Below are 24664 nucleotides of genomic sequence, written 5' to 3' on the forward strand. Positions count from 1 at the left end.
CCGAAAATGGCGAATTATCGCGAAATATGGCGTTAAAGCTACATTGGTTGATGTGACGGGAGCAGATGTCATTATTCGGTCACCGGGAGTTTTTACATGGCGCTTACATTCGTGTTATAATGAAGTGGCAAAGATAAAGGAGGAGTGCCCTATGAATTTAAGTATTCGAGGTCAACAAATCGAGGTTACCGAAGCTTTGAAAGATTATGTCGACAAAAAGTTGAGTAGACTCGAGAAGTATTTCGATGCACCCCTTACCTCTGACGGTGCCGTTACGCTGAGCACGACAAGAGGATTGCATACAGTCGAGGTGACGATTCCTTTGAAAGGCTTTGTGCTCCGTGCAGAAGATGAGAGCGATGATATGTACGCATCCATTGACGCCGTTGTAGACAAGCTGGAACGTCAAATTCGCAAACACAAAACGAAAATTAACCGTAAATTCCGTCAGGAAGGCAGCCTGAAGACACTCTTCGTGGAAGATCCGTCAGGCACAGTGGCTACAGCCGAACTGGACACAGATACGGATGACGATGATTTGGAAGTCGTACGGACAAAACGCTTTATGTTGAAACCAATGGACGTGGAAGAGGCAATCCTCCAAATGAACATGGTTGGTCATAACTTCTTCGTATTTTCCAATATTGAGAATGAAGAAGTGAGCGTGGTTTACAAACGGAACGATGGCAAGTATGGCCTGATTGAGCAAGGTTAAGTATACTTACAGCATCGCTTCAATTGAATAGTACAACCTACGATTGAATATAAGCAGGAGCTGATTGCTTCCTGAACTGAACCTAACGAGAGCCTCCATCCTTTAAGGGATGGGGCTCTTTTGTGCGTAGCGACTGCTTGTCTATGTAGTGGGGGAAGAGAGAAATACCTGTGATAGCGAAGTATTCGCCTGAAGCTGGAAATAAAATAATGAAACTATTCGCTATATTGTTGCGTCTAATAGATTGAGAGTCAGCAGGAATATATATAACGAAGTAGAATTATTAAAATGAAAAAACATTCTGAAATAAACTTCCATATTTCCCACAAATAAAGACGTACACCTTGCAACATCTAGGGAAATACAACAGTCATGTTGTCGCTTCCGCTAACGACTATGATTTTTTGCACTAAAACTCGGTTTATACAGGGGTTGAAGTTCAAAGAAGTCTGCTGCGGCGTGTTGCGGCGACCCTTACAAACTGTTACAATTTATGCAAAGAGAATCATTGTCCTGATGGAGAATTGTCAACGAATGATCGCTAATCATAATCAATGACAGGCACAGCACCATGAACATGATTCAACAGCTCGAATTCTGGCAAGTTTCGATACACCAGATTCGAGTGAACACCGGATCAGCTTCATGAGTAACCGTGGCAAACCTGGAGTTGATTCATCTTATATTGTTTTTTTGTTTGTCACCCCCAGGGGGGAATGGATGATCAATCCATCCGATGGTGTCGCATGGCGGCAGCAGGGGGTCTATTCTGTTTTGCACGAAAGGGGTATACCATGTTAGGACTTGTCAAAAAGATCTTCGGAGACATGAACGAGCGTGATGTGAAACGTCTGATGAAGACGGTCGATGTGATCAATAAACTGGAACCACAATTTCAGGCGTTGTCTGATGAGCAGTTGAAAGGCAAAACGGAGGAATTCCGTGCCCGCATCGAGAAGGGCGAAACGACGGATGAACTTCTTCCTGAAGCATTTGCAACCGTACGTGAGGCATCACGCCGTGTACTGGGCAAACGTCATTATGATGTACAAATGCTGGGCGGGATTGCGCTGCACGAAGGCCGTATTTCTGAAATGAAAACGGGTGAAGGTAAAACGCTGGTAGGGACACTGCCGGTATATTTGAATGCATTGATGTCCAAAGGTGTACACGTAGTCACAGTCAATGACTATTTGGCTGGGCGGGATAGCCAGGAGATGGGACAAATCTATGAATTCCTGGGCATGACAGTTGGGGTTAACCTCAGCGGTATGGACCATGCATTGAAACAGCATGCGTATGCATGTGATATTACGTACGGCACGAACAATGAATTCGGATTTGACTACTTGCGTGACAACATGGTGCTGTACAAAGAGCAAATGGTACAACGTCCATTGTTCTTCTGTATCATTGACGAAGTAGACTCGATCCTCGTCGATGAGGCACGTACACCATTGATCATTTCGGGACAAGCTCAAAAATCGACGGATATGTATTATGCAGCGGATCGTTTTGTGAAGCGTCTTGTGCCAGAAGAAGATTTTACGGTGGATATCAAAGTGAAATCCGTAGCGCTGACTGAGGGTGGCGTAGCCAAAGCGGAGAAAGCATTTGGCATTGAGAACTTGTATGACCATGCTAACGTGACGCTCAACCACCATATCGTACAGGCTCTGAAAGCAAACGTAATTATGCGCCGTGATGTGGATTATGTAGTTACGGATGAAGAAGTCATGATCGTTGATGAATTCACAGGTCGTCTGATGGCTGGACGTCGCTATAGCGATGGATTGCACCAAGCGATTGAAGCCAAAGAAGGCATTGAGGTTCAGAACGAGAGCATGACGCTGGCAACAATCACATTCCAGAACTACTTCCGGATGTACCGGAAACTTGCGGGTATGACAGGTACAGCGAAAACGGAAGAAGAAGAGTTCAAGAAAATCTATGGACTTGAAGTACTACAGATTCCAACGAACCGTCCGAATAAACGGGATGATATGGCGGATGTGGTATACAAGAGCATTGACGGCAAGTTCAAAGCGGTGGTAGAAGAGATCGTGGAACGTCATAGCAAAAACCAACCGGTTCTTGTGGGTACGGTATCCATTGAGAACTCGGAGCGTCTGTCAGACATGCTGAAACGTCGCGGCATCAGACACCAGGTCTTGAATGCGAAGTTCCATGCGGAAGAAGCTGAAATTATCTCCGGTGCTGGTCAGGCGGGTGCAGTAACGATTGCAACGAACATGGCCGGACGGGGTACAGATATTATTTTGGGTGAAGGTGTAGCTGAAGTTGGTGGCCTTCATATCATCGGTACAGAGCGTCACGAATCACGCCGGATTGATAACCAGTTGCGTGGTCGTGCCGGACGTCAGGGTGACCCGGGTTCTACGCAGTTCTACCTGTCGCTGGGCGATGAATTGATGAAACGTTTCGGTGCAGACAACGTGCTGAACATGATGGAACGTCTCGGCTTTGAAGAAGATCAGCCGATCGAGAGCCGCATGATCACTCGTGCCGTAGAATCTGCGCAGAAGCGCGTTGAAGGCAATAACTTTGACGTACGTAAAGTGGTTCTTCAGTATGATGATGTGATGAACCAACAGCGTGAGATTATCTATAAGCAGCGCCGCGAGGTACTGGAGTCTGAAAACATTAAACAGATCGTTATGGATATGATCAAACCTTCCATTGAACGTATCGTTGAAGCACACTGCAGCGATGATATTCCAGAGAACTGGGAGCTTCAGGAAGTGGCAGACTTTATGAACAGCAAATTGCTGGATGAAGGCTCCATCACTAAAGATGACCTATGGGGCAAAGAAGCTGAGGAGATCATCGAGTACCTGTTCGAGAAAGTACAGAACAAGTACAACGCTCGTGAAGAACGTATCGGTGAAGAGATGGTTCGTGAGTTCGAGAAGGTTGTTGTGCTTCGTGCGGTAGACAGCAAGTGGATGGATCACATTGATGCGATGGATCAATTGCGTCAAGGTATTCACCTTCGTGCATACGGTGGTACAGATCCACTGCGTGAGTACCAGTTCGAAGGCTTCGAGATGTTCCATCAGATGATCGCTTCGATTCAGGAAGAAGTTGCGACGTATGTGATGAAAGCACAGATCGAAAGCAACCAAGAGCGTCAGGCTGTTGTGGACGAGAGTCAGATCTCGACAAGCGGTGAACCTACGGAGAAACGTCCGGTGAAGGTTTCTGACCAAATCGGCCGTAATGACCCTTGTCCATGTGGCAGCGGTAAAAAGTTCAAACACTGCCACGGTCAAGAGTAGTTCTTGTCTCATTTCTTTTATCGAAGTGCCCAATGTAAGATAGATTAGTTTAATCTATATCGTTTGACTAATGCGGCTCCTTGCAGCCGGGTGTTCAATAGGATAAAGTGAAGGATGCATAGCCGATGACTGGTGCATATGAATAATCATATGACGCTGAGTGAAGGCAGGCGTGCCAACTGGTAACAGTATGCGCAGCCTTATGAAGATGCATCCGAGACTTGATCTGATCGAACTTCCCGAATGCGGGGAGCTTATCTTAATGAAAAGAGGAATTGCACATGATTGATCCAAGCGTGAAGCAGGACCTGCGTGAAATAGGCAAGAAATTAACAAATCTTAGGGGGTCTCTTTGACTTAGATCTCAAACAAGAGATGATTGAGAACTTCGAAGAGAAAATGTCAGCTCCGGACTTCTGGGATGACAATGAGAAAGCACAGGCTGTCATTGCTGAGATGAATGCCGTAAAAGGTTCAGTAGATCAGTACGCGAAGCTGCAACAGGATTATGACGATGCATTGATGATGGCTGAACTGGCTGACGAAGAAGGCGACGAAGAGCTGGCAACCGAGATTGGCAACAGTGTTGCTGCGATTGTTGGCAAGCTCGATGAGTTCGAACTGCAGCTTCTCCTGAATCAGCCATATGACAAAATGAACGCCATTCTGGAGCTTCATCCAGGTGCTGGTGGTACGGAGTCACAGGATTGGGGTCAAATGCTGTTGCGGATGTATACACGCTGGGCAGAGAAGCGGGGCTTCAAGGTTGAAGTGCTGGATTATCTTCCGGGCGATGAAGCAGGCATCAAGAGTGTGACATTGTCCATCAAAGGACATAACGCATATGGCTATCTGAAAGCGGAGAAGGGGGTTCACCGTCTGGTACGGATTTCTCCTTTTGACTCATCAGGTCGTAGACATACGTCTTTCGTATCCTGTGATGTGGTGCCAGAGATCGACGATACGATTGAGATCGACATTCGTACCGAAGACCTCAAGATTGACACCTACCGTGCGAGCGGCGCGGGTGGACAGCACATTAACACCACCGATTCTGCTGTACGGATTACACATATTCCGACCGGAGTGGTTGTGACCTGTCAGAATGAGCGTTCACAGATCAAAAACCGTGAGCGTGCGATGACGATGCTTCGTTCGAAATTATATGAGCGTAAAATTGAAGAGCAAAAACAACAGCTGGATGAAATCCGAGGGGATCAATCGGAAATTTCGTGGGGTAGCCAGATTCGCTCCTATGTATTCCATCCCTATAGTATGGTAAAGGATCACCGTACGAGCGTGGAAACAGGAAATACAGGAGCAGTGATGGACGGCGACCTCGATGCATTCATCGACGGTTATTTGCGTAGCCAAATTAAAGTAGAAACCGATTAATTCAAGTTCCTGTATGGACCCGTGCGCAGAGGCGCATGCTGGTGTATACAGGGGCTTTTTTTTGAACATTTTTATGAAATGTGAAGAAGATTATGGATACGTTATATAAAGGAGAGCACGACACATGCAAGATCAACAGCATTCATTCCCTCAACGCAAAAAGAGGTTAACCACCTTCATCCCCCTGAATGGGCCTTGGCGGAACGTCATCGATACCCTGTTCATTATCGTGGGTTCGTTTTTGATCGCGGTAGCCTTTAATTTATTTTTATTGCCCAATCAAATCGCTTCTGGCGGTGTATCGGGCTTATCCATCCTCGGAGACGAATGGCTCGGTTGGGAACCGGCGTATACCCAATGGGCTATTAACATTCCGCTATTAATCGCAGGATTTCTGCTGATCGGCAAACAGTACGGTGTGCGTTCGATCCTTGGCAGTATTGTGCTACCGCTCTTTGTCTATTTAACGAGTCATTGGGAGATCCCGACAGCCAATCCGTTGCTTGGTTCCTTGTACGGGGGCATTGGTGTGGGTCTCGGGATTGGGATCGTGTATCGCGGCAGAGGCTCAACGGGAGGTATGAGCATTTTGGCTCGCATTGTACAGAAATACAGTGGGCTTAGTTACTCGCTGTGTGTTGTGATCATGGATGCGACCGTCATTATTTTGGCAGCCTTTGTGTTGTCGCTGGAACAGTCTCTGTATGCGTTAATTGGTTTGTACGTGACGGGTAAAGTGATTGATGCCGTCGAGATGGGACTGGGATACTCCAAGGTGGCATATATCATCTCCAACCAGACGGAGGCGATAACCAAAGTCATTCTGGCTGATCTGGATCGTGGTCTGACCAAGCTGGAGGCAAAAGGTGGATATACCGATGACCAGCGGACCGTGCTGATGGTGGTCGTTGGGCAAAATGAAGTGCCGAGACTAAAAACGCTGATCCGGTCGGTAGACCCGGGTGCTTTTGTCATCATTAGTAATGCGCATGAAGTGCTTGGAGAAGGATTTAAGCGCGGAGAGCATATTTAAGTATTAGAAGCATGAGGTAGAATAATAAAAGCAGATCCTCTCTTTACCCAGATTACTGGGAAGGAAGGTTCTGCTTTTATTTTTTAGGATATAACAGCGATTGGAAGAGTATTCTGTCTCGTAGTGTCTGTGTAAATCATGTTCTGTTATTTATATAGGTTCCTGCCGAGTTTACAAGATTGGAGACAGCAGACGAGAGATAGCTTCTTTGACACGTATCGTAAAACTGCGATTTTGGTATTCCTCCAGCGACAACTCCCGCGATACATGCAGGTCGTGCTCAAAGGTCTGTACAAGTGTCGTTGCAATCGTCTCATCATACATAAAGGCATTAACCTCAAAGTTCAACCGGAAACTGCGGTAGTCGATATTGGCAGTCCCGACCGAAGCGACCAAACTATCAATAATCAGTGTTTTGGCGTGAATAAACCCATTATCGTAGATAAACGCTTTAGCCCCTACTTTTAGCAGCTCCCCGATATAAGACAACGTGGCCCAATATACAAACGCATGATCCGGTTTATTCGGAATCATAATACGTACATCGATACCCGACAGGCAGGCAAGCCGTATCGCTTCGAATACACTTGCATCCGGTATAAAATACGGGGTTTGAATGAGAATTGAATGTTTGGCACCATTAATCATCTTCAGGTAACTGTTCTTGATATGCTCGATCTCGGCGTCAGGGCCACTGGATACAATCTGCATGGCGGTTTGACCTGAACCCTCAATTTGAGGGAAATGAGAGGGAACATACGGCGTGTCATGTTGTTTGGAAGCTTCGTTCCAGTCGAGCAGGAAACGTGTTTGCAGCGCATGAACCGCATTACCTCGAATACGAAGGTGGGTATCGCGCCAGTAGCCGAATTTCGAATTGAGTCCGAGATATTCATCACCTACGTTAAATCCGCCAGTATAACCAAGATTACCATCGATGATCACGATTTTGCGGTGGTTACGGTAATTCATCCGCAGATTGATCAGACTGAATTTGGAAGGGAAAAAGACTTCAACAAGTCCACCCGCTTCACGCAATTCTTTGAAAAATCGATTTCTTACCCGTCGCGAGCCAAGCGCGTCGTACAGCAGACGAACCTTCACACCTTCGCGTGCTTTACGGATCAGCGCATCCCGAATTCTTTTGCCGAGATCATCCCCGCGATAGATGTAATATTGCACATGCACATGATCTTGTGCCGCCTCGATGTCATCCAGAAGCCGCTGGAACTTTTCGGTTCCATCGGTGATGATCTCAACCGCGTTATGCTCTGTCAGGAGTGCGCCATTTTGTTTGAGATTCATATAGATCATATCCTGGCTGCTTTCGGTTGCCTTATTGGAGAAAGGCGTTCGATTGTCCTGCAGCTGTGCAAGCTGCGCTTCAATTCGTTCCTCCAAGCCAAGCTTCTTGCGCTCTTTCCATTGAAAGAGACGATACCGAGTCAGATTCTGACCCGTCAAAAGATAAAGTATGAACCCGAAGACCGGAATAAAGTTCAATACCAGCAGCCAAGCCCAGGAAGCACTGGCATCTTTGCGTTCAAAGAAGACGACTGCGGCAGCGAAGATAATATTCAGTCCCAGGAGCACAACAAGTAAGATGGATTCGATATGCACTTTAGTCCCCCATGTCTCATAATGACCTTCGGAGTTTGGTTCAATTTCACCTTAATAAATAGGGTGTATGTATGAACAAGACTCTGTATGTAATGTTTCCTTCTACTATGTATTTTAACAGAAGAAACCTTGTTCGTCCCTAAGGTAAAAAGTTATCGTTCGGATTTGTTGGAAATCCGTGTTAAATTGATGATAGATGGTTGTATTTATATAACTAGAGTCGTATAATAATACACAAATATGCATAGAAGCGACGGAATTGTCTGCTCAAGCTTTGACAAAAACCTTGAGCAAGGCACAAGTAGCGCATACAACAGGATTGGGGGAGCGAGAGTGAATAACAAATTAAGAGTGGCAATCGTCGGTTCCACCGGCTACGGCGGGGTGGAACTGATTCGTTTTTTTCAGAATCATCCGCAGGTTGAAATTACATCGGTAATCTCTTCATCGAGCAGCGGGGAGTCCATCGCAGATGGGTTTCCGCATTTGACGGACGTGATTCACAGGCCACTCGACGGCGTCGATCCGGCAGAGATTGCAAGCCGTGCAGATCTCGTATTCACCGCGACCCCGTCTGGCGTAAGTGCCAAGCTCGTACCGAGTTTATTGGAAGCAGGGCTGAAGGTGATCGACCTGTCTGGTGATTTCCGTTTGAAAGACGGATCGGTATATGAGCAGTGGTACAAACACCCTGCACCGTCAGCAGATTTGTTGGAGAGAGCTGTATACGGTATGGCTGAGGTGTACGGGGATGAAGTGAAGGGTAAAGATTTTATATCCAATCCTGGCTGTTATCCGACAGCGACATTGCTGGGCTTGATTCCTGCGGTGGAGGCGGGTTGGATTGATCCTTCGACCATTATCATTGATGCAAAATCGGGCGTATCCGGTGCAGGGCGCGGAACAAGCCTGACTAACCATTACGCAGAAATGAACGAAAATTTTAAAGCCTACAAATTGAATAAACATCAGCATATCCCTGAAATCGAGCAAGTTCTCGGCAACATTACCGGAAGCCCGGTGACAGTTACTTTTACAACACAACTTGTACCGATGACACGGGGCATTATGAGTACGATGTATGCGAAGTTGACGGGAGAACATAGTGATCGGGAGATTGTAGATTTATATCGTAAATATTATGAGAACAGACCTTTTGTACGTGTGCGTGAACCTGGCATCTGGCCTTCAACGAAAGAAGTATCTGGATCAAACTATTGTGATATTGGATTTGCCGCAGACCCGCGCACAGGGCGTTTAACGATCATTTCGGTTATTGACAACCTGGTAAAGGGTGCATCCGGGCAAGCGATTCAAAATATGAACCTGATGATGGGATGGGAGGAAAACCTCGGGCTGAACATGACACCGGTATATCCATAATATGTGGCTGGTGAACATCGCAGGGGGAAGCGCAAAGAAGCGGTGTTCCATTTCAGCGTCATACGCATGGGTAGCAGTTGGGCAGTTTCAGTTAAAGCAGGCGGTTCATCAGCATATGGCTGAACGCATACGGGGGATACGATATGGGAACAAAAGTGGAGCAACAGGCATTTACCGTAGTTGAAAATGGGACAATTGTTACGCCGGGCGGGTTCACCGCAGGTGGGCTGCACTGTGGTTTGAAAAAAACTACACGCAATGATATCGGAGCGATTCGTTGCGATATTCCCGCGACAGCTGCAGCCGTATACACGACCAACGTGTTTCAGGCTGCGCCGCTCAAAGTCACTCGGGAAAGCCTGAGCAACGGACGTTTGCAGGCTGTGATTGTAAATAGCGGTAATGCCAATGCATGTACAGGACAGCAGGGTGAAGAGGATGCATATGCAATGCGTGCGGCAGCGGCTCGTGAACTGGGTGTGGCTGAAGAGGACGTGGCTGTGGCTTCCACAGGTGTCATCGGAGAATTGCTGAAGATGGATGCGGTACATTCGGGCATCAAGGCGCTTCCAGAACAGCTGGGCAAAGAAACGAACGAAGCAGAACAATTCTCACAAGCGATTCTGACTACCGATTTGGTGAAAAAGGAAGCTTGCGTCTCCGTCGTTGTCGGCGGCAAGACGGTAACGATTGCAGGAGCGGCCAAAGGCTCGGGGATGATCCATCCGAATATGGCCACAATGCTGGCATTTATGACCTCGGACGCGGTCATCGGAGCAGAAGCGTTGCAACGCCTGCTGCGCCAAGCGACCAACCATACATTCAACATGATTACCGTGGACGGTGATACGAGCACGAACGATATGCTCGTAGCGATGTCCAGCGGTTATGCAGGTAATGAAGAACTGACGATGGATCACCCGGACTGGGAGGCATTTGCTGCCGGATTCACATATGTATGCCAGGTACTCGCCAAAGCAATTGCACGGGATGGTGAAGGAGCAACCAAGCTGGTGGAAGTTGAAGTTACGGGTGCGGTCAGCGATGAATCTGCACAAGCGATTGCCAAGACGGTAATCGGCTCAAGTCTAGTGAAATCCGCGATGTTTGGAGCTGATGCTAACTGGGGACGGATTATCGCTGCTGTAGGCCGTGCAGGCCAGCCAGTGAACCCGGATACAGTAGATATCCGTCTCGGAGACATCTCGGTACTCGCGCAGTCTCGTCCTGTTGTATTTGATGAAGAAGCGGCATTGGCATATTTGCAGACGGATACGGTGCGCATTGTGGTAGATCTGCACCACGGTGAAGGTAACGCTGTGGCTTGGGGCTGTGACCTGACGTATGACTATGTACGAATTAACGCCGCGTACCGAACATAAGTAGACGATATACCATGAATATACATTGTCTTATTCCTGATCGGACTAATTTGAAGTTTTATTGATAATTGATGTGAATGTACCAATACACAGCTTGGATTCATCACAATCAGTATGTTAATTCATTTCAAATGGATAAGATATCGAGATTGACTTGAAAATTAGGTTTACCTGAAAGTTTATTAAAGTACCTGAACGTTATTAAAGGTTTTGAACTTTGCAGCTTGATCCCTAGAAAGCTGCCTACCATCATAGATGTAAAAATCAGTTATAAGGATTAAACTTTTAAATGAAAAATAAACGAATGTAGTGGAAGAGGCGGAATCGATTCTGTAGAAGCGGAGCGTTCGCATTTGTCTCCGGGTTTTCCCTTTGGAAAAGGGGAATCAGAAAAACCTGGAGACAACGGCGATCGAAAGAACGATCCGAATCTGGAACGCTAGCGTTTATCTGTATCTTTTGTCTTTTATATAGGTGTTAATCCTTTTAAATTTGATTAGGAAGGAGCTTTGCCTCGTGAATTCAACCATGCCAAACGGCAGTACTGCAACGGAAACAGGTACGGAAAAACAGATGTTTGTAATGAAATGTGGAGGCAGCACGCTGGCTGCATTGCCAGAGTCCTTTTTTGCAGACTTGCGTGACTTGCAGTCATCGGGAAACGGCCCGGTTATCGTTCATGGCGGCGGCCCGGCAATTTCCGATAACCTGGCAAAGCTTGGGATCGAAACGGAGTTCGTAAACGGTTTGCGTAAAACCACCGAGCCTGTGCTGGACGTTGTTGAAATGGTGCTGGCAGGCAGCATTAACAAACAGATCGTCCGTTTAATCCAGCGTGTAGGCGGTCAGGCTTTGGGCGTATCTGGTGTCGATGGCGGTCTAATTCAAGCAAAACCGGTAGCAAACCACGCCGAAATCGGCTGGGTTGGTGATGTAACAAGCGTCAAAGCTGAGATTATTCAAGGCATCGTGAATATGGGTTATATGCCTGTTATTGCACCTGTGGGTGTAGATGCGAGTGGACAGCGTTACAACATTAATGCAGATACTGCTGCTGGAGCGGTGGCTTCACATCTAGGCGTTAGTCGAATGATCGTTGTGACAGATGTACCGGGCATTATGAAGACGATTGGTGGCGAGAAAAAAGTGCTGCCATCCGTATCTGTTCAGGAGATCGAGGATATGATTCAAACCGGCGAAATCTATGGCGGCATGATCCCGAAGGTACGCGCAGCAATTGCGTGTATCCACGGCGAGGTACGCGAAGTTATTATTGTGGACGGCAGCGAACCGCAGATTCTGAGCCGTGTACTTGGCGGCGAGACAATCGGTACACGAATTATCCGAATGCAGTAGAATGCAACTCGAAATTCAGACTTTAGGTGTTTTATTTATATAAAAAAGAATTTGTACACGACTTTTGTGAATCTGTTCATCATAACACAAATAAACGAAGAGGATAGAAAAAGCCTTAAGAAGCGAAGCGGTCGCATGTATTATGGATTTTCACTCTTATCATCTTTGAACTATTTGTTTACACAAAAAACGGAGAGGACAGAAAAAACCTGAAAAAGCGTAGCGCTCGCCTTTATCACCGGATTTTCCCTTTGAGAAAAGGGAATCCAAAAAATCTGGGGATAACAGCGATTGGAAGGTTATTCTGTCATCGGAGTGGTCTGTGTAAACTATCTTTAGTTCAATTAATATGATCGAAAAATCCATGGGTATATGCGATCAAAAGGTTATTTTTTTCATCCAAGTGGCCAGTGTTATGTTTTTGATTCACCTTACACGTGTACGAATCGACAAGGAGTGATATGGTCATGGCAAAAGGAAACGAACAGCCAGGTTCTGGCACAGCCGTAGCAGGGGCAGTAGCAACAGGTGCAACGGCACCGACGGAAAGCTCACTTTTTCAAACGTATGCACGGTACCCCATTAGCTTGGTCAAAGGTAAAGGCAGCTGGTTATGGGACGATCAGGGGAACCGCTATCTCGATTTCATGTGTGGACTTGCTGTAACGAGCCTGGGCCATGCACCAGAGAAAGTGGGAGCGAAGTTGAAAGCTCAGATCGATGAGCTGTGGCACGTATCTAACTTGTTCCAGATTCCGGGACAGGAAAAGGCAGCAGCCTTGCTGACAGCCAACACCTGCGCGGATGCGGTCTTTTTCTGTAACAGTGGTGCTGAAGCGAACGAAGCGGCAATCAAAGTAGCACGTCGTTATCAGCAGAAGGTGAAGGGCGAAGATCGGTATGAAGTGATTACCTTTGCTCAATCGTTCCATGGACGGACATTGGCAACGCTGACGGCAACCGGACAAGATAAGGTGAAAGAAGGATTTTTGCCACTGCCAGCGGGATTTGTAACGGTGCCATTGCACGATATCTCCGCACTGGAAGCAGCAATTGGACCGAAGACCGCAGCGATTATGCTGGAAATGGTTCAGGCAGAGGGCGGAGTGTATCCGGTGGAGCCGGAATTTGTAAAGCATGTGCGTAAACTGTGCGATGAGCACGGCTTGCTCATGATCGTGGACGAAGTACAGACAGGCATGGGACGTACAGGCAAGCTGTTCGCTCACGAGCATTATGGTGTTGAACCAGACGTGTTCACCGTTGCGAAGGGCATTGGCAGTGGATTCCCTGTTGGCGCAATGTTGGGTAAAGGGTTCCTGCGTGATGCATTTACACCGGGCAGCCATGCAACGACATTTGGCGGTACACCACTTGCTTCCTCTGTCGTTATTGCAACGATTGAGACGATGCTGGAGGATCGCTTGCCAGAGCGTGCAGCCGAGATGGGTGACTATCTGATGACGTCTTTGCGCAATCGTCTGGCGGGCAACTCGTTCGTGAAAGAAGTGCGCGGTATGGGTTTGCTGGTTGGTATTGAGTGTGCAGAGCCAATCGGTGACATTGTACTGGCAGGACAGAAACGTGGAATTTTGTTCGTCTCGGCTGGGCCTAATGTGATTCGTTTGCTTCCTAACTTGTATGTAAGTAAAGAAGAGATCGACGAGGCCGTGTCCCTGGTGGCGACATTGATTGAAGAACACGTTGCGGCGAAGGCATAATCTCTCATGACGAAAAAATAAAATACTGAACCGGGGCCGTTACGGCCCCCGGCACAGATTAAAGTGAAAGAATCCCTGTAGCCGCATGGTAACAGGCAGCGGAAAGTAGTGTGAAAATTCTGCCCATGCGGGTGCAGGGAACCGGAAATGAGGAGGAACGAAGATATGGCAGTACAACACACAGACAAGGTTCAGAAGATTGACCTGAGAGGCCGGGATTTTATCGAATTCACGGACTATACGGCAGAAGAAATTCGTTATTTGCTGGATCTCGCGATTGAGATCAAAGGCAAGCAAAAAAACGGTGTACCGTTCCAGCCCCTGAAGGGCAAGACGATCGGACTTATTTTTGAAAAATCATCTACACGTACGCGTGTATCCTTTGAAGTCGGTATGTTCCAGTTAGGCGGACACGCATTATTCCTGAGCAAAAATGACATTCAGTTGGGACGCGGCGAAACGACGCATGATACAGCCAAAGTACTGTCCCGTTACCTCGACGGCATTATGATCCGTACGTTTGGACACCATAATGTGATTGAACTGGCAGAGCATGCCGATGTCCCGGTGATTAACGGCCTGAGTGATGCAGCGCATCCATGCCAAGTGCTGGCAGATTTCCAAACGGTACTGGAACATAAAGGAAAACTGGCAGGTCTGAAAATGGTTTACGTGGGCGATGGCAACAATATGGCACACTCCCTGATGCTGGGTGCAGCAAAAATGGGGATGCATGTTGCAGTAGCAACACCGGAAGGATATGAGCCAGACAGCACTGTGGTGGAGCAGGCTCGTGCCATTGCACAGGAGAGCGGTTCGGAAGTGCTTGTGACGTACAATGCACAGGAAGCGGTGAAGGATGCCGATATCGTGTACACCGATGTATGGGCGAGCATGGGCTTTGAAGAAGAGCAGAAGGTTCGCGAGCAGGCGTTTGCTGCGTATCAGGTCGATGAGGAATTGATGAAAGGTGCGAAGCCGGACTACATGTTCCTGCACTGCTTGCCAGCACACCGCGGTGAAGAAGTGAGCGCAGGTGTCATTGACGGCCCGAACTCGCTGATCTTTGATCAGGCAGAGAACCGTCTGCATGCACAAAAGGCTCTGATGGCTGCATTGATGAGCGAATAGTCGCGATTTGCGGCAATGGGTTGATTTTAAACGCCAATTTGGCGATGATAGATGCAATACAGTAATTGATCTTGGGGAGGACCATATCACATGGCTAAGGAAAAAATCGTACTCGCCTATTCCGGCGGGTTGGACACATCTGTAATTTTGAAATGGCTGAAAGAAACCTATGATGCAGAGATTATCGCGTTTACAGCGGATATCGGTCAGAAGGACGAACTCGATGGACTCGAAGAAAAAGCACTCGCTACGGGCGCTTCCAAAGTATACATCGATGATCTGCGCGACGAATTCGCCAAAGATTTCATCTATCCGATGTTCCAGGCAGGTGCCCTCTATGAAGGCCAATATCTGCTCGGTACGAGTATCGCACGTCCGCTTATTGCTAAACGTATGGTGGACATCGCTCGTGCAGAAGGTGCTACAGCGATTGCTCACGGTGCTACGGGTAAAGGGAATGACCAGGTTCGTTTTGAGTTGAACGCAGCGGCACTGACACCGGACATTCAAGTGATCGCGCCTTGGCGTCTGGAAGAATTCCGCAATCAGTTCCCGGGACGTGCTGAAATGATCGCTTACGCTGAAAAACATGGCATTCCGGTTACCGCTTCTGCGGCGAAACCTTACTCCACGGACCGTAACCTGCTGCATATCAGCTATGAGAGCGGTGTGCTTGAAGATCCTTGGTTCGACCCAAGCGCGGACGAAAACAAAGATATGTTCCTGCTGAGCAGCGCGCCTGAGGATGCACCGGATCAACCGGAGTACCTCGAACTGGAGTTTGAACAAGGTGACTGTGTTGCCCTGAACGGAGAGCGTCTGAGCCCGCTGCAAGTGATGGAGCAACTGAATGAATTGGGCGGCAAACACGGTATCGGCCGTGTAGACATGGTAGAAAACCGTTTTGTCGGCATGAAGAGCCGCGGCGTATACGAAACACCAGGTGGAACCATCTTGTTCACGGCACATCGCAAAATGGAATCCATTACGATGGATCGTGAAGTGATGAACCTGCGTGACAGTTTGATTACACGTTACAGCACACTCGTGTATAACGGGTTCTGGTTTGCACCGGAACGTCTGGCGTTGCAAGCTCTGGTAACGGAAAGCCAGAAGAACGTAACCGGTACGGTTCGTGTGAAACTGTACAAAGGAAATGTTATTGGCGCAGGCGTGAAAAGCCCTGTCAGCCTGTACAATCCGGACATTGCTACCATGGAAGCTGATCCATCGGAGGCGTATGATCAAGGTGATGCAACAGGCTTTATCCGCCTGAATGCACTGCGTTTGAAAGTACATTCCGGTGTGGAGCAAAACAAAAAATAATTCACGGCGTGTGTTCACGCTACATCATAATTACTGACAAGGCGGGCCGTTCTTGCACATTCTGGCAGGGGCGGCTTTGTCCATGAGCGAAAGGGGATACTCACTGTGAGCAAGCTGTGGGGAGGACGTTTTACGAAGCAAACCAACCATCTGGTTGAAGAATATACCGCATCCATCAATTTTGACAAAGCATTGGCGGAAGAAGATATTCAAGGCAGTTTGGCCCATGTAACGATGCTGGGCAAATGCGGAATTTTGCCGGCAGAAGATGTGGAAACGATCAAAGAAGGCCTGATTACCGTTTTGCATAAAATCCGTGCAGGTGAAGTGGAATTCTCCGTATCCGACGAAGACATCCACATGAATATTGAGAAGAACCTGATTGAAACGATTGGCCCTGTCGGCGGTAAACTGCATACAGGCCGTAGCCGGAATGACCAGGTGGCAACCGATATGCACTTGTATCTACGTGAGCGTGTTGTTGGTTTTGTTGGCATGCTGCATGCTTTGCAGGAAGCGCTGATCGGACAGGCTAAAGATAATCTGGATACGATTGTGCCGGGTTATACCCATTTACAACGTGCTCAGCCGATTTTGTTTGCACACCACTTGATGGCCTACGTATCCATGTTCCAACGTGATGCGGAGCGTCTGATGGACAGCTACAAACGGATTAATGTACTGCCACTTGGTGCAGGAGCGCTTGCAGGAACAACATTCCCGATTGATCGTCATTTTGTAGCAGAGCAGCTTGGTTTTGATGGYGTATATGAGAACAGTCTGGACGCGGTAAGTGATCGTGACTTCATCGTGGAATTCCTGGCCGCCGCTTCCCTGATCATGACTCACTTGTCCCGTCTGAGTGAAGAACTGGTACTGTGGAGCAGTACGGAGTTTGGTTTTGTAGAGCTGGATGATGCGTTCTGCACAGGCAGCAGCATTATGCCGCAGAAGAAGAACCCGGATGTACCTGAGCTTGTTCGTGGTAAAACAGGACGTGTATACGGCAATCTGATCGGATTGCTGACGGTGCTGAAATCTCTTCCGCTGGCTTATAATAAGGACATGCAAGAAGACAAAGAAGGCATGTTTGACACGGTAGCAACGTTAGAGGGTGCACTTCAATTGTTTGCACCGATGGTCGCAACAATGACGGTGAACAAGGATCGCATGCGTCAGGCCGTGAATCAGGACTTCTCCAACGCAACGGATATTGCCGATTTCCTCGTAGGTGAGGGTCTGCCTTTCCGTCAAGCGCATGAGGTGATTGGCAAAACGGTATTATACTGCATCCAGAACGGCAAATATTTGCTTGATCTGACGATTGATGAATTCAAGCAATTCTCACCGCTGTTCGATGATCGGATCTATGCTGTGTTACAGCCTGAAGCAGTAGTTAACGCTCGTAATGTTTACGGTGGAACAGCGTCTAACCAAGTGGCGGAAGCTATTTCTCGTAGTGAAAAGGTGCTGGGACAGACTGAGCAGTGGATAGAGAATCGGGGTTAAGAACCCATACGAAAAAAAGAAGCATGTTCGAGAGAGTACTCTCTGACATGCTTCTTCTTTTCGTTCCCTACCGCCTTATGGCTTCTGCCAGCTGCCTTCTGTTACAGAGGGGAGCACCTTGCCATCCTGCACAACAACATGTCCGCGGACAATCGTACCTGCCACACTAGAGGGGAAAGTATGCCCGATATAGAGGCTCTGTTTATGCTTGGCATAATAGTTTTCTTCCGTCACGGTGAATGCTTCATTCAGATTTACAATAGCAAGGTCTGCATCCATTCCGATGGCGATACTGCCCTTGCGATCTGCAAGTTCAAAACGTGTTGCCGGATTCAAAGCTGTCCAAGCAGCGACGTGTTCAAGTGGAATATGATTTGCGAGTGCAAGTTCCAGTGCCGAGAGCAGGGTGAATTGTCCACCGCTGATTCCGCCCCATGCCTGAAAGAGATTATAATCTTTCGGGTCCTTCATATCGTAAGGGCATGGTGAATGATCGGAAGACAGCATATCGAATTTACCTTCTGCCAGGAGGGAGATCAGCCGCTGCTGTTCATCTGCTTCCCGGAGTGGAGGTGCGCATTTGGCGATCGTACCTTTTTCCCGCAAGCTATCGTGGTTAAAGAGCAGATAATGTGGGCAAGTTTCCACGGTGACGTTCATGCCTCGGGCTTTGGCCGCCTCGATTTTGGCCACGGCTGCTGCGGAACTGATATGAACAAAATGCAGGGCGCAGCCTGTAATTTCGGAGTAGTAGAGTGCGCGTTCAACCGCCTCAACTTCTGCGATGATCGGTCGTGTCTCCAGATAGTCATCGGCACTGACCAGTCCTGCCGCCTCTTTTTCAGCTTTCAGCCAGTTCGTTATTGCCGCGCTTTCCGAATGCAGAGCCAGAATTTTGCCGAGAGCCGCAATCTTTTTCATGCCAGTCAATAACGTCATATCATCTACGGCTTCGAATTCTTTATTACCTGTGGTAGATAAGAAGGCTTTGAAACCAATTACGCCAGATTCAGCTAACGGTTGCAGATCATCTTCGTTACCAGGAACGAGCCCGCCCCAGAGGCCGAAATCAACGAGAGATTTTTCATTGCCGATCCGTGCCTTCTCCAGTAGTGCTTCTTCCGTGACTGTGGAGGGGATTCCGTTGAGTGGCATATCGAAAAAGGTGGTACAGCCGCCTGCAGCCATCATGGCAGATCCGGTTGTGAATCCTTCCCAGTGCTCCCGGCCAGGTTCGCTGAAGTGCACATGTACATCAATCATACCTGGAAGCACGTGCTGTCCGGTGGCATTCCACTCGTGTGTAGTTTCCCCTTCAAGTGTGGTGGTAATCGCCGCGATCTTGCCATTCTTCACACCGATATCAACCTGTGCGACTCCGTCTGGCAGCACCACATTTCCGCCACGTATGATCAGATCATAATGTTCCATATCCATCCCTCTCCTCTTTGGTGATATTTGCATTGTATGGCTCGGATCGTTGAGTCAGGCCTGTGTTTTATTTGTATTTACTCGTAGATCGTACCTTTTTTGAATGAAGAGCCTTTAAAAGCAAATTTACTGAGTAGCAGATATGCAAGGCCAGCCGTGATGAATCCGATGATCCAGCCGATGTCAACGAGCAAGAAAGCAGCTCCGGCTCCGATCAGCATGGCTAACAAGGCGCTAGGGTTGTAACCTTTAAAATCGCCGTTATCCAGATATAATTCTGCTGTATCGACCTTTTGTTTTCGCAAGATGTAATATTCGACCAGCATGATCGCTACAATGGGGCCTAGGAATGCAGAGTAGATCAGAATGAACGTGTTCAATCCTTGTGCTGAGGAATCTTGTACGAGTACCCACGGAAAGGAGCAGAGGGCAAGTAAGCCAGTGATGACGACAGATGCTTTGTATTTGAGCTTGGTAACAAGCGAGATGACATAAGCTGGCGGTACGATGTTAGCAACCATGTTAACGGCAACTGCGCCAATCACGATGAAGGCTGAAACGAATACGGTGATATATGGGTTGTCCACAATAACAGCAAATGCTTTGACTGGATTGGAAATGCCTGTTGCTGCCGCCATCATTGCCCCGATGGTGAGGACGAACCCGTAAGCGATAACGATAGGGAAGAAGTACAGCATGCTGCGCTTTTTATCACTGATGCCACTTTTAAGTTCGCGGGAATAATCACCTGCGCTGAGGAAGATAGCTGCATAATTACCTAGGAACACCATAATGAAAGCGAAGAATGGGAGTCCCCATGTTCCTTTTGCATTTACCCAGTTTTCGCTAATGGCTGTGCTGTGGGAGTTGAGCAATAAGCTGAATACGTAGACAAGTGCCAGCATAATGACTACGGAAGCGAGGGTCTCCACCCACTTGATCGCATGAAATCCATAAAGGGACAGGACGATCTGAACCGCCTGTAACAAGACGAAACAGATTGGAATACTGTCAAAGCCGCCGCCGCTTAACACTTTAACAATTTCATTCAAGGCCGTTGCCCCGACCCAGCTCTGAAAACCGTACCAGACAATGGCGGGTACACCACGTAAAAATGAGGAGATGATCGATCCTTTGATGCCAAAGGACATGCGTAGTTGAACGACATAGGGGATGCCTGTTCGATAACCGAAACGATCATTGATCGCAAAGATCACGGAAATGATACCAATGGCAATCATCGCGGCTACAAATGTCTGAAACACATTGAGCGTAGCAACACCAGCAACAATGAGGCTCGCTCCGAGGGTCATGTTACCGAGGTTCACGCCATCCCCGATCCACATGAACATGTAGGGTACTGATCCGATTGTTCTCTCGCTCTCCTGTTTCGGTTTTAAAGAGTCGTCGATGCTGATTTCTTCGTGTAGCTGCCTCTGTTCCAGTACTTGTCCTGCCAAATTCGTTGACATATCTGCCCCACTCCTCTTTGATATGGGGTGCCGCAAGGCTGGTCGATCTCTGAATTAACGAGTCATTCCATCCATTCCTGTCTGCACACCACAGATGATATAAAACATGTAAGATAAAATAACTTAATAGTGTTATGTATCCTTACCTGTTCTTTGTATCTCTTATTTTATCATCTTGTTTGTACAATTCATTGACAAAAACGTAGATTGTTATCGTAATTTCTGTTGAATTTGCATGAAAAAATATGACATCGTGTGTGATGTTGAGGAAGAGTGGCATGAAAAGCACATTTTTATGTTCGGAAAACCTTACAATGTTCGGGTTTTAGTTCTCTACCCTATTGTCTAGTTTCCTAAGTCCAGCAATCTGACAGCCAACGAAATCGCCTGATTGAATGGTGACTGATCCCGGCGTGCCTGTTAAGATGACATCTCCCGGATGAAGTGTCATCACATTCGACAGAAAAGAAATCAGGTACGCAGGAGAAAAGATCATATGATTAACGGTATTGCTGTGGGCAACATGGCCATTGTGCACCGTTTGAATCTCCAGCTCGTTCAGATTTTCGTATTCATCAGGCGTTGAAAGAGAAGAGCCAAGGCTTAGGAACGTGTCAAAACTTTTGGCACGCTGCATGAACCGGGGGTTGCGGGCGTGAATATCCTTGGCAGTCATATCGAGTGAGGTTGTGTAACCTGCTATAACGCCCATTGCTTGCTCTTCACCAATCTCTTTGCATGTTTGTCCGATGATAATCGCGAGTTCTGCCTCAGCAGTGATCTGCCCCGCTCCAACCGGTAGACGAATCGTTTCCCCGGAGCCAATCAGGGATGAGTCAGGTTTGAGAAAGATAACGGGTTCATCCTCGGGTGGGCGTCCAGATAATTCGATGGCTTTGTCCCAATAGTTCATGCCTACACCGATGATTTTTCCGGGTCGGCGATAGAGTGCACGGTAGGGCACTTCATTCACCGGTAGAGAAGGCAGTGAATGGAGTTTCTCTTGTCCGTTACTGTTGTACCAGTTATGCAGCGTGGCGAATTGGTTTTTTTGCAGTAAATGGAACAGATCTGTATCCCAGTTCATACCAAGCTGTTCATTCAGCGACGTCAGCGGAATGATACCTCGTTCCGTGTACAAGGCAACTTGCTCTCGCCCTTGATATTCAATCGTTACGAGTTTCATCATCACACCTCTTCCGCAAATTGTTTGGCTGTCCACTGCAATAGCTTAAGATCTGTATTCGTACCGCCGATAAAAGATAGCCCAATGGGCAGTCCATCAGGACGGAGAACAGGAACTGTAACCTGAGGCAGGCCAGAGAGCCCGGCGATACAGGAAAGTTGCATCGTTTTCGCACGGTAAGCCTCTGCTTCAGGACCCTTTAGTCCCAGAAGGGGAGCTGGGCCCGGGGCGGTTGGAATGGCCAGTAGTCCATGGTCTCCTAACAAATGAACGAGGTTACGCCGTACACGAGCGCGTAGTTCCGCTTCGGCCTTGCTGGCAGACTCCTCAAGGGAACTGGCCCACTCAAAACGTTCTGCGATACCAGGGCCAAATGTAGGGTGTTCCTTTGTTAGCCAGTTACCGTGTTCACGCGCAATTTCCAGCCCTTGGAGAACGCGGAACGCTGCGGACCAGTCCGCCAAACTCTCGGCAGGTTCCGTCAGGTCGATTGTTTCATAGCCATCTGGCTTCCAGCCCTCCATTTGGTGTAATGTCCCAAAAAGAATCGAACGATCCTCAGCTTCTGGCAGGTTCCATGCTTCTGTCGCTATGAAGAAGCGAGAGAATGGCTTCATCTCTGTTTCGGATGTCATTCCTAACGTGATTTCTGATGTTTTTTCCTTCAATAGATGCTTTTCTTTCAGTAGGACGTTGCCTACATTGCGTAAAATCGTTGGATTCTGGCTCATCCAGCCGACTGTATCGAATGAATGTGCAAGAGGAATAACACCTTCTGCCGAGACGGCTCCATGGGTTGGGCGGAAGCCGTAGAGACCGCAATACGCAGAGGGAATGCGTACGGATCCACCCGTATCCGTTCCAATGGCGAAATCAACTAGCCCCGCAGCAGCAGCAACGGCAGATCCGCTTGATGAACCGCCTGGAATCCGATCCGGAGCGAGGGGGTTGGTTGGTGTGCCATAATGGGCATTTTCTCCGTTCAAGCTGTACATGAGTTCGTCCGTCTGTGTTGTGCCTTCGAGGTTTGCGCCATTTTCCAATAGAATAAGCAGGGCAGGTGCAGTAGATTCTGCAGGCTCATGTGTGCGAAGCCAATCGGGATTGCCTGCTCCGCTTGTTTTTCCCTGAATATCGAAGACGTCTTTGACTGCAAAAGTCAATCCACTAAGTGGGCCAGCGTGGGTAGCTGGCAATTTGATTTCGGCATTAACATAGGCTCCCCATGAATTAGACCGGAGCAGATCCGCCTTTTGATTGGGAGCTGGTGTTGCGGCTTCTTTCTGTTTCTGGTTTGGAAGTTCCATAGTTATTCCCCTTTCATTTTTATATTAGGGTTCAGTGTACTTAGGGAAGAGCGAGAGCGAACTTGATTTAGCAACAAGGCCAGTAAAATGCCTACCAATAGCCCATTTCCGAGGAGTGGACGCAGTAATGGAGGTAAGGTAGTAAAAATCTCCGCTGGTAATCCCATAACGATAATACCTATGAATAGAGGTGCAGCCGTCCGGTAGAGGTTCGCCGAATCCATATGAATCTGTCCGAAATACTGGAGAGATGAACCTAACAGGCGAAGGTACGTCACGAACAGTACAGCGCTCCCGATACTGAGCGGAAGTTGTGTGAGTAAACTACTCACAGCAGGAATTAGGCCGATAGCGGCAAACAACAGGCCACCAATGACAAATGGAACCCGGTCTCGGATACGGGTCTGCTGGAGAAAGCCAACAGATGAAACGTAAGGTGCATATGGGACAAGCCCAATCATCCCGGATATCACTGCAAGGATACCGCTGATAGTGAAAGAGCGTTTATACTGGCGGCTCGATGCTTCTTGCTCATAAATAGAGTCTGTACCTTTCAGGGCACCAAACGTATTCGACGTGTTGATTAGGCCGGCTATGACGGCAATCGCGATTACACCAGCGTTTAGCCCGCCTGTTGGTTCTCCGAGCGGAAACCAGCTTGCATCCAGTGTTCCCGAGTGGGCTGTTCCACTTAGGTTATTGAAGATCATCGTGTGTAATGCCCACCCACCCAAAATGCCAATAAGCAAAGCATACTGAGCAATTGCTGGTCGTGCCTTTGCTGATAAGACAGCAACGAAAACAGCCACTGCTGCAGCCAAAAGGAAAACGTCTGGCTGGATCGCAGATGCTTTATCGGAAGAGCCGGATGAAATGCCCATCATACCTTCGAGGAAAATAATATTCAGCCGACAACCGAGTAAGAACATAAAGACGGCCATGACTCCTGGCGTGAATAATCTGGATAATGGGGTGGCCAGACCACACAAACCGATCAGGATTGTGATCACACCAGAGATTAATATACCGATGGCTAAACTGCCGCCCAGTTCTGTCAGCGATATGCCCAGAGAGGGTGCTGCCGCGCTGAGACTTAGAATGACGCCCCACCATAATCCGGATTGTCCTTCCATGACGGACCTTTGATGTCCAAGCCATGCTTGTACAGCACATGCGATTCCAGTGAGGATAAACGAACACTGGATCAGAAATTGAATTCGTTCCTGGGGCAGTGCAAATGCCGCCCCAACTGTAATAGGTATGACTACTGTGTTAGTAAATAAGAAAAATAGCCATTGTAGCCCGCCCAGTCCGGAGCGTAGCCAGTTGATTTTAAGCATGTGTCACCTTCCGTGTGGATCTTCGTTGAAAATGTTTCCCATGCATTCAGGCAATCCG

Annotated in this window: 17 protein-coding genes; 11 read left to right on the forward strand and 6 right to left on the reverse strand. The window is 48.0% G+C overall.

Translation table 11 applies throughout. The features are described from left to right. The first annotated feature begins 151 nt into the window (after positions 1-151). From hpf to AB4Z30_RS16915, 4 genes are all read left to right on the forward strand, one after another. Positions 152-715: a ribosome hibernation-promoting factor, HPF/YfiA family gene (gene hpf, locus AB4Z30_RS16900; protein ID WP_145414115.1), complete on the forward strand. Its 564-nt coding sequence runs from the start codon at positions 152-154 to the stop codon at positions 713-715. Positions 716-1509: 794 nt separating this feature from the next. Continuing rightward, complete coding sequence (gene secA / locus AB4Z30_RS16905) at positions 1510-4014, forward strand: preprotein translocase subunit SecA (RefSeq protein ID WP_441928497.1); 2505 nt, start codon at positions 1510-1512, stop codon at positions 4012-4014. A 281-nt stretch (positions 4015-4295) separates the two neighbouring features. Beyond that, positions 4296-5409 (forward strand): peptide chain release factor 2 gene (gene prfB, locus AB4Z30_RS16910; RefSeq protein WP_441928395.1). Its coding sequence is split into 2 segments (ribosomal slippage): positions 4296-4367 and positions 4369-5409, totalling 1113 coding nucleotides; the frame shifts between segments, so codons are not numbered across the junction. Between the two features lie 124 nt (positions 5410-5533). Then, entirely contained in the window at positions 5534-6442 is a 909-nt protein-coding gene (locus tag AB4Z30_RS16915; protein WP_441928397.1) for a YitT family protein, read from the forward strand. Positions 6443-6613: 171 nt separating this feature from the next. Here AB4Z30_RS16915 and cls read toward each other — a convergent pair whose 3' ends face one another. Then, a complete protein-coding gene (gene cls / locus AB4Z30_RS16920) occupies positions 6614-8062 on the reverse strand; it encodes a cardiolipin synthase (protein WP_441928399.1) in 1449 nt (482 codons plus the stop codon). A 333-nt stretch (positions 8063-8395) separates the two neighbouring features. Between cls and argC the strand changes: the two genes are divergently transcribed. From argC to argH, 7 genes are all read left to right on the forward strand, one after another. Then, positions 8396-9445: an N-acetyl-gamma-glutamyl-phosphate reductase gene (gene argC, locus AB4Z30_RS16925; RefSeq protein WP_441928401.1), complete on the forward strand. Its 1050-nt coding sequence runs from the start codon at positions 8396-8398 to the stop codon at positions 9443-9445. A gap of 143 nt (positions 9446-9588) precedes the next feature. Then, positions 9589-10827 (forward strand): bifunctional glutamate N-acetyltransferase/amino-acid acetyltransferase ArgJ, encoded by a 1239-nt coding sequence (gene argJ, locus AB4Z30_RS16930; protein ID WP_441928403.1) that lies wholly within the window; start codon positions 9589-9591, stop codon positions 10825-10827. 528 nt (positions 10828-11355) lie between these two features. Next, the gene (argB, locus tag AB4Z30_RS16935; RefSeq protein WP_441928499.1) at positions 11356-12183 is read left to right on the forward strand and encodes an acetylglutamate kinase; all 828 of its coding nucleotides are present in this window, start codon (positions 11356-11358) and stop codon (positions 12181-12183) included. Between the two features lie 467 nt (positions 12184-12650). After that, complete coding sequence (locus AB4Z30_RS16940) at positions 12651-13904, forward strand: aspartate aminotransferase family protein (protein ID WP_441928405.1); 1254 nt, start codon at positions 12651-12653, stop codon at positions 13902-13904. Between the two features lie 165 nt (positions 13905-14069). Next, complete coding sequence (gene argF / locus AB4Z30_RS16945) at positions 14070-15035, forward strand: ornithine carbamoyltransferase (protein WP_441928407.1); 966 nt, start codon at positions 14070-14072, stop codon at positions 15033-15035. Positions 15036-15125: 90 nt separating this feature from the next. After that, the gene (locus AB4Z30_RS16950; protein WP_090922968.1) at positions 15126-16361 is read left to right on the forward strand and encodes an argininosuccinate synthase; all 1236 of its coding nucleotides are present in this window, start codon (positions 15126-15128) and stop codon (positions 16359-16361) included. 105 nt (positions 16362-16466) lie between these two features. After that, positions 16467-17870 (forward strand): argininosuccinate lyase, encoded by a 1404-nt coding sequence (argH, locus tag AB4Z30_RS16955; protein ID WP_441928409.1) that lies wholly within the window; start codon positions 16467-16469, stop codon positions 17868-17870. 75 nt (positions 17871-17945) lie between these two features. Here argH and AB4Z30_RS16960 read toward each other — a convergent pair whose 3' ends face one another. From AB4Z30_RS16960 to AB4Z30_RS16980, 5 genes are all read right to left on the reverse strand, one after another. Further along, the gene (locus tag AB4Z30_RS16960) at positions 17946-19301 is read right to left on the reverse strand and encodes an allantoinase (protein ID WP_441928411.1); all 1356 of its coding nucleotides are present in this window, start codon (positions 19299-19301) and stop codon (positions 17946-17948) included. 77 nt (positions 19302-19378) lie between these two features. Next, complete coding sequence (locus AB4Z30_RS16965; protein ID WP_441928413.1) at positions 19379-20773, reverse strand: NCS1 family transporter; 1395 nt, start codon at positions 20771-20773, stop codon at positions 19379-19381. 325 nt (positions 20774-21098) lie between these two features. Next, positions 21099-21962, reverse strand: a complete 864-nt coding sequence (locus AB4Z30_RS16970; RefSeq protein ID WP_441928415.1) for a fumarylacetoacetate hydrolase family protein — start codon at positions 21960-21962, stop codon at positions 21099-21101. Further along, positions 21962-23266, reverse strand: a complete 1305-nt coding sequence (locus AB4Z30_RS16975; protein ID WP_441928417.1) for an amidase — start codon at positions 23264-23266, stop codon at positions 21962-21964. The genes AB4Z30_RS16970 and AB4Z30_RS16975 overlap by 1 nt, the downstream gene beginning before the upstream one ends. Before the next feature lie 2 nt (positions 23267-23268). Next, positions 23269-24606: a uracil/xanthine transporter gene (locus tag AB4Z30_RS16980; RefSeq protein ID WP_441928419.1), complete on the reverse strand. Its 1338-nt coding sequence runs from the start codon at positions 24604-24606 to the stop codon at positions 23269-23271. Between the last annotated feature and the right edge of the window lie 58 nt (positions 24607-24664).

Source organism: Paenibacillus sp. 2TAF8 (genome assembly GCF_052114825.1).
GTDB lineage: Bacteria > Bacillota > Bacilli > Paenibacillales > Paenibacillaceae > Paenibacillus.

Bases quoted from the DNA above. Each gene is read 5' to 3' on its own strand.
- hpf (WP_145414115.1), top strand. From the start codon at position 152: ATGAATTTAAGTATTCGAGGTCAACAAATCGAGGTTACCGAAGCTTTG.
- secA (WP_441928497.1), top strand. From the start codon at position 1,510: ATGTTAGGACTTGTCAAAAAGATCTTCGGAGACATGAACGAGCGTGAT.
- AB4Z30_RS16915 (WP_441928397.1), top strand. From the start codon at position 5,534: ATGCAAGATCAACAGCATTCATTCCCTCAACGCAAAAAGAGGTTAACC.
- argJ (WP_441928403.1), top strand. From the start codon at position 9,589: ATGGGAACAAAAGTGGAGCAACAGGCATTTACCGTAGTTGAAAATGGG.
- argB (WP_441928499.1), top strand. From the start codon at position 11,356: ATGCCAAACGGCAGTACTGCAACGGAAACAGGTACGGAAAAACAGATG.
- AB4Z30_RS16940 (WP_441928405.1), top strand. From the start codon at position 12,651: ATGGCAAAAGGAAACGAACAGCCAGGTTCTGGCACAGCCGTAGCAGGG.
- argF (WP_441928407.1), top strand. From the start codon at position 14,070: ATGGCAGTACAACACACAGACAAGGTTCAGAAGATTGACCTGAGAGGC.
- AB4Z30_RS16950 (WP_090922968.1), top strand. From the start codon at position 15,126: ATGGCTAAGGAAAAAATCGTACTCGCCTATTCCGGCGGGTTGGACACA.
- AB4Z30_RS16960 (WP_441928411.1), bottom strand. From the start codon at position 19,301: ATGGAACATTATGATCTGATCATACGTGGCGGAAATGTGGTGCTGCCA.
- AB4Z30_RS16965 (WP_441928413.1), bottom strand. From the start codon at position 20,773: ATGTCAACGAATTTGGCAGGACAAGTACTGGAACAGAGGCAGCTACAC.
- AB4Z30_RS16970 (WP_441928415.1), bottom strand. From the start codon at position 21,962: ATGATGAAACTCGTAACGATTGAATATCAAGGGCGAGAGCAAGTTGCC.
- AB4Z30_RS16975 (WP_441928417.1), bottom strand. From the start codon at position 23,266: ATGGAACTTCCAAACCAGAAACAGAAAGAAGCCGCAACACCAGCTCCC.
- AB4Z30_RS16980 (WP_441928419.1), bottom strand. From the start codon at position 24,606: ATGCTTAAAATCAACTGGCTACGCTCCGGACTGGGCGGGCTACAATGG.